The 6,074-nt window shown below is 51.2% G+C and carries 7 protein-coding genes; all 7 read right to left on the bottom strand.

From position 1 onward, the window contains the following. Positions 1–194: 194 nt before the first annotated feature. Positions 195–2,219: an NADH-quinone oxidoreductase subunit L gene (nuoL, locus tag ACTHUE_RS09580; RefSeq protein WP_070606423.1), complete on the bottom strand. Its 2,025-nt coding sequence runs from the start codon at positions 2,217–2,219 to the stop codon at positions 195–197. Between the two features lie 177 nt (positions 2,220–2,396). Further along, positions 2,397–2,933 carry a hypothetical protein gene (locus ACTHUE_RS09575; RefSeq protein WP_070606426.1) on the bottom strand — a complete coding sequence of 179 codons (537 nt, stop codon included), beginning with the start codon at positions 2,931–2,933 and terminating at the stop codon, positions 2,397–2,399. 5 nt (positions 2,934–2,938) lie between these two features. Beyond that, positions 2,939–3,244: an NADH-quinone oxidoreductase subunit NuoK gene (gene nuoK / locus ACTHUE_RS09570; RefSeq protein ID WP_002215628.1), complete on the bottom strand. Its 306-nt coding sequence runs from the start codon at positions 3,242–3,244 to the stop codon at positions 2,939–2,941. After that, positions 3,241–3,912, bottom strand: coding sequence for an NADH-quinone oxidoreductase subunit J (locus ACTHUE_RS09565; protein WP_070606428.1), 672 nt, complete (start codon positions 3,910–3,912; stop codon positions 3,241–3,243). Before ACTHUE_RS09565 ends, nuoK begins: the two co-directional genes overlap by 4 nt. Before the next feature lie 11 nt (positions 3,913–3,923). Beyond that, entirely contained in the window at positions 3,924–4,403 is a 480-nt protein-coding gene (gene nuoI / locus ACTHUE_RS09560; RefSeq protein WP_002216341.1) for an NADH-quinone oxidoreductase subunit NuoI, read from the bottom strand. 55 nt (positions 4,404–4,458) lie between these two features. Next, entirely contained in the window at positions 4,459–4,854 is a 396-nt protein-coding gene (locus ACTHUE_RS09555) for a GFA family protein (protein WP_003676990.1), read from the bottom strand. Between the two features lie 75 nt (positions 4,855–4,929). After that, the gene (nuoH, locus tag ACTHUE_RS09550) at positions 4,930–6,006 is read right to left on the bottom strand and encodes an NADH-quinone oxidoreductase subunit NuoH (protein WP_002228932.1); all 1,077 of its coding nucleotides are present in this window, start codon (positions 6,004–6,006) and stop codon (positions 4,930–4,932) included. Positions 6,007–6,074: the final 68 nt, after the last annotated feature.

Below are 6,074 nucleotides of genomic sequence, written 5' to 3'. Positions count from 1 at the left end.
CGCCAGCGGCGCACGGCTGTCTTTACCGGTCGCCAAAACCAGCACACCTGCGGCGATGGGTATCCATATTGCCAAGCTGAGTAGGTAGTTGGAAAACATAGTGGTTAACCTGTGGTTAAAATAAAAATGTGTTTATGTGGATATTTCTTCGTTTCAGACGGCCTGAAGGTTTAAGACCGTCTGAAACCTTATTCTTATCGGAACAATCCCCAGAAGGTCATGCCGAGCAGTACCAATACGCCGAATACCATAGCAGCGGCGTAGGTGTAGATAAAGCCGGTTTGGGCTTTACGCACTTGCGCAGCAATCGCGCCGACCAGTTTGGCGGAGCCGTTGACAATACCGTTGTCGATAATGGCGGTATCGCCGACTTTCCAGAAGAAGGTACCCAATGCGCGCGTGCCTTTAGCGAAGACGTTGAAATACAGGGCGTCGAGGTAGTATTTGTTTTCAAACAAAACGTAAATCGGACGGAACGCCTGTGCAATTTTCGCTGGCAGGTGCGGCAGTTTGACGTACAGGAGCCATGCGCTTAAGACACCTGCGATAGCAAGGTAGAGTACAGGCGAATGCAGGCTGTGTGACACCATTGCCAATGCGCCGTGGAACTCTTCCTTCATGATGTGCATGGTCGGATGCGCGTCGGCATTGACAAAGATTACGTCTTTAAAGAAATCGCCGTAAAGCATAGGCTCAATGGCAACGTAGCCGATGATAACGGACGGAATGGCCAGCAGAATCAAAGGCAGGGTAACAACCAACGGGCTTTCGTGCGGATTGTCGTTTTTGCCCAAGCCGTGATGCTCTTCGCCATGATGATCGTCATGATGCTCAGGCAGGTTGCGCCATTTCTCTTCACCGTGGAACACCATAAAGTATTGGCGGAACGCGTAGAACGCAGTAACAAACACACTGGCAAGGACCGCAAAATAGGCAAAGCCACTGCCCGGCAGGGTGCTGTATTTCGCCGCTTCGATAATCGAATCTTTGGAATAGAAGCCGGAGAAGAACGGCGTACCGATCAGCGACAAGTTACCGATCAGCATGGTCAGCCAAGTAATCGGCATGTATTTTTTCAGGTTGCCCATGTGGCGCATATCTTGGTCATGGTGCATACCGATAATCGCGCTACCTGCAGCCAAGAACAGCAAGGCTTTAAAGAAAGCGTGAGTCATCACATGGAACATCGCCACGGAATAGGCGGACGCGCCCAGAGCCACGGTCATGTAGCCCAGTTGCGACAGGGTAGAATACGCAACCACACGTTTGATGTCGTTTTGAATCACGCCCAAGAAACCCATAAACAGGGCAGTAATCGCACCGATTACCATGATGACAGACAGCGCAGTGCTGCTCATCTCATAAATCGGCGACATACGCGATACCATGAACAGACCGGCGGTAACCATGGTTGCGGCGTGAATCAACGCGGAAATCGGTGTCGGGCCTTCCATCGAATCAGGCAGCCAAACGTGTAGCGGGAATTGCGCTGATTTACCCATCGCACCCACAAACAACAGCAAACAGGTTACGGTAATCAAAGACCATTCCACACCGGGGAACAGTTGAATGGTGGCCGTCTGAACATTAGGCAGATAAGCGAATACATCTTGATAGCGCAGGCTGCCGCCGAAATAGGCAAGCACCAAGCCGATACCGAGCAAAAAGCCGAAGTCGCCGACACGGTTAACCAAAAAGGCTTTCAGGTTGGCAAAAATCGCGCTCGGACGTTTGAAATAGAAACCGATCAAGAGATACGACACCAAGCCCACAGCTTCCCAACCGAAAAAGAGCTGGATGAAGTTGTTGCTCATAATCAGCATCAACATGCTGAAAGTAAATAAAGAAATGTAGCTGAAGAAGCGTTGGTAGCCGACTTTTTCATCGTGCATATAGCCGATGGTGTAGATATGTACCATCAGCGATACGCCGGTGACCACGACCATCATCATCGCCGTCATCGTATCGACCAAGAAGCCGACGGAAAAATCCAAACCGCCCATCGTCAGCCAGGTATAGACATTCTCGTCAAACTTGGCGCGGCTGCCGTCGATAAAGCCCCACAGCACATAAGCCGACAACACGGCGGACACCGCCACGCCGAGTATCGTAACCGTATGCGCGCCGGCACGTCCGATTTTATTGCCGAACAAACCCGCAATCAGCGAGCCTGCCAAAGGCACGAGGGCAATGATGAGATATAAAGTCATGTCGTTCATTTTGGATGAACCTTTTTGATTTAAAAATCTATGTTTGTTTTGTCGGTCGGATTCCCTAATCCGACCAATCTACTTTGTCTTGGTTTTCAGACGACCTCACGCCATAAGGCAGGTTGTCCAACCTTAAATTTTTTTCCTTACAGGCTTCAGATTTTCAGCCAAACCGTGCAACAGCATTCAAATCCGATAAAGCTGCCTGTCTTGGCAACGCGCCCTAATCGCTTTAGTGATGATGTCGCGTGGATCTGCCAATTTGAAACCGTTCCTATCTAAGTCCAAGCGGTCTAGGTCAGTCAGCATTATTGTATCCAAAACCACGCCTGTTTCAGGTCTACGGTATTCCACCGCAATGCCTTGACAGCCCCTTGTATGAACTTGATACACAGAGCGTATCCATGTGTATTTCACCTTACCCGCCCCACAGCCGTGTATGCAATAAGACAAACCGTCTTCGTCCAAACGTATGAATTCCCGATCTCTGCCCGTATTGCGGCGCGAATTTTGCCACATCTTCCATCCGGCAATCCCGATACCCGCACACAAAACCGACAATAAGCCAAACAGCCAGCCCAACCGCCCAGCCCATGCAAACGCAAACCACACCAGCCAAATCGACAGGAAAAATGGGACAGCAACCCAGCACAAAACTAAAAGCGAACGCGGCTTAAACACCCATTGCTCGATATTCGCTTGATCGGTTTGTTCAGACGGCATCCGCCCTACCCTTTCAACTCGTCCAAATCGGCAACATTAATCGTTTGTCGGTTGCGATACACCAGCACCATAATCGCCAAACCGATGGCGGATTCGGCAGCAGCAACGGTCAGTACGAAGAATACGAAAATCTGTCCGGCGGTATCGCCTAGATGTTGCGAAAAGGCGATAAAGTTGAAGTTCACCGCCAAGAGCATCAGCTCGATGGACATCAGCAATACCAGCACGTTTTTGCGGTTCATAAAGATACCCATTGCGCTGATACCGAACAGGAGCGCACCCAATACCAAATAATGCGTCAAGGTAATCATGCTTTGCCCTCCCCTTCCGGCTTGAGGCCGTCTGAAACTTCGCTTTCTTCGGCAGATTCGACTTGCGGTTTGACCGCTTCCATTTTCACCAGACGCATACGGCCTTGATCGGCGCGTACTTTAACTTGGTCGGCAGGATCCATGCGTTTCGGATTAACCGTTTTACGGTGAACCAGAGCAATCGCGGCTACCATACCCAACAGCAGCAATACCGCCGCCAATTCAAACGGCAACAGATAGTCGGTATAAATACGGCTGCCCAAATCGCGGATATTGTTGTAATCGGCCGGAATGTCTTTCATCAGGCCAAATGCGGCAAGGTCGGTTTTCGGGTTGACCAAAATCAGGATCAGGGTAACCGCCAACAATGTGCCAACCACACCGGCAACAGGCGCATGACGCCAGAAACCGGCGCGCATTTCCTCAATGTCGATGTTCAACATCATTACAACGAACAAGAACAACACCATCACGGCGCCGACGTAAACCACCACCAGCGTCACGCCCAAGAATTCGGCCTGCATCAGCATCCAAAGCATCGCGCTCACGCAGAAGGTCAGCACCAGATGCAAAGCGGCGTGAACAGGGTTTTTAGCGGTGACGGTACGAACCGCACCGTACAAAACGATAGCGGCAAGAATATAGAACAGAATCGCAGAAAAAGTCATTCGTCTGCTCCTTAACGATACGGCGCGTCAGCGGCTTTGCGTTTGGCGATTTCAGCTTCGTATTTGTCGCCAATGGCCAAAAGAATCGGCTTGGTCATGTGCAAGTCGCCTTTTTTCTCGCCGTGGTATTCAAAAATATGGGTTTCTACAATCGCATCGGTCGGGCAGGCCTCTTCGCAGAAACCGCAGAAGATACACTTGGTCAGGTCGATGTCGTAACGCTTGGTGCGGCGGGTGCCGTCTTCGCGTTCTTCCGATTCAATGTTAATCGCCATTGCTGGACAAACTGCCTCGCACAATTTACACGCAATACAGCGCTCTTCGCCGTTCGGATAACGGCGTTGCGCGTGCAGGCCGCGGAAACGCACGGATTGCGGCGTTTTTTCTTCGGGGAAGTAAATCGTGTCTTTGCGGGCGAAGAAGTTTTTGAGCGTTACGCCCATGCCTTTCACCAATTCGCCCAGCAGGAAGGTTTTTACTAAATTAGCCATTTTCGGATGCTCTTTTCGGATTGTTCTGTTTACAGGCCGTCTGAAAGCGGTTTTTTTAACCTGCCGCGCCCACCATTTCTAAAAACTCGGCTTCGGTCAGCTTCGGGGTATCGTTGGCCAAGTCATAATACGGAGCTTTGCAATCAATAAAGATTTGTGAGGTAGTTTCAAAGCCCGCGTTGTCGGCAAACAGCCCGGCGTTGATGTAATAATCGTTGCCAACCTGCACAAACAGGTGTGTGCCGCAGTGTTTGCAAAAACAGCGTTGCGCCCATTCGGACGACTGATAATGCGCGATGTGCTCGCTGCCTGTGATTTCGGGCGACCGGGCGGCCAAAGTAAAAGACGCGCCGCTGCCCCATGTGCGGCATTTCCCGCAATGGCAGGCGTGGAGTTCGCGGTTTTCGGCGGTTTCCAGTGATACTGCGCCGCACAGGCATTGAGCTTTCATCGGTTTCTCTCGGTTTGAAACGGTTAAAAATTTGGGGTTCAGGCTACCTGAAAACTTTCAGACGGCCTCCCTGCCCTATTTCCACAAATTCAGCGGTGAAATCATCCACACACCCAAAACCACGATGTAGGCGAAGCCGATCGGAATCAGCACTTTCCAGCCCAAACGCATGATTTGGTCGTAACGGTAGCGTGGGAAAGTTGCACGGATCCACAGATACCAGTACAGAACCGCCGCCATTTTCACAAACATCCAGAATGCGGAAGGCGTACCGATAAAGCCCCAGCTTTGCGGGAACGGAGACAACCAGCCGCCGAGGAACATCAGCGATGTCAGAGCGGCAATCAGAATCATGAAAATGTATTCGGCAAGGAAGAACAGCGCGAATGCGAAGCCGGAATATTCAACGTGGTGACCGGCAACGATTTCGGACTCACCCTCTGCCACGTCAAACGGCGCGCGGTTGGTTTCTGCAACGGCGGAAATCAGATAGACGATGAAGATTGGGAAGAGCGGCAGCCAGTTCCAAGAGAATACCGAGCCGCCGGCAATACCTTTGGCTTGTGCGGCAACGATGTCGGAGAAGTTCATACTGCCCGATACCATCACGACACACACCAGTGCGGCACTCATGGCAATCTCGTAGGAAATGCTTTGCGCGGAAGCACGCATTGCACCCAAGAACGAATATTTTGAGTTAGAAGCCCAGCCCGCGATGATCACGCCGTAAACCGACAGCGAGGTAATCATCAGGATGTACAAAAGGCCGATATTGATGTTGGTCAGTACCCATTCTTCGTTGAACGGAATCACTGCCCACGCCGCAAAAGACGGTGCAAGCGACATAATCGGGCCGATGTAGAACAGGGCTTTGTTTGACAGCTTCGGACGAGTTACCTCTTTAAACAAGAGTTTGAACACGTCGGCAAACGGCTGAATCAGACCCCACGGACCGGTTACGTTCGGGCCGACACGAAGCTGCATAAAGCCGATGACTTTACGTTCGAAATACGTCAGGTAGGCAACGGTCAGAATCAGCGGAATCAGGATAATCACGATTTTGACGATGACGGATACCACCAAGCCTACGGTGATACCCAAATCGCCCAGACCGAGCGTTGCGGCAAAGAGGTTTTGGAACCATTCTTGCATGATCAAGCTCCCGCCAGTTCAATAGTGTCCATCAACGCACCCAGCGCGGCATTTTCGGTATGCAGCGG

This window comes from Neisseria sp. P0021.S005 (genome assembly GCF_051956955.1).
The sequence above is the reverse complement of the archived record's forward strand: the minus strand, read 5'-3'. Positions and strand labels throughout refer to the sequence as shown.

Bases quoted from the DNA above. Each gene is read 5' to 3' on its own strand.
- nuoL (WP_070606423.1), bottom strand. From the start codon at position 2,219: ATGAACGACATGACTTTATATCTCATCATTGCCCTCGTGCCTTTGGCA.
- nuoH (WP_002228932.1), bottom strand. From the start codon at position 6,006: ATGCAAGAATGGTTCCAAAACCTCTTTGCCGCAACGCTCGGTCTGGGC.
- nuoK (WP_002215628.1), bottom strand. From the start codon at position 3,244: ATGATTACCTTGACGCATTATTTGGTATTGGGTGCGCTCCTGTTCGGT.
- ACTHUE_RS09555 (WP_003676990.1), bottom strand. From the start codon at position 4,854: ATGAAAGCTCAATGCCTGTGCGGCGCAGTATCACTGGAAACCGCCGAA.
- nuoI (WP_002216341.1), bottom strand. From the start codon at position 4,403: ATGGCTAATTTAGTAAAAACCTTCCTGCTGGGCGAATTGGTGAAAGGC.
- ACTHUE_RS09575 (WP_070606426.1), bottom strand. From the start codon at position 2,933: ATGCCGTCTGAACAAACCGATCAAGCGAATATCGAGCAATGGGTGTTT.
- ACTHUE_RS09565 (WP_070606428.1), bottom strand. From the start codon at position 3,912: ATGACTTTTTCTGCGATTCTGTTCTATATTCTTGCCGCTATCGTTTTG.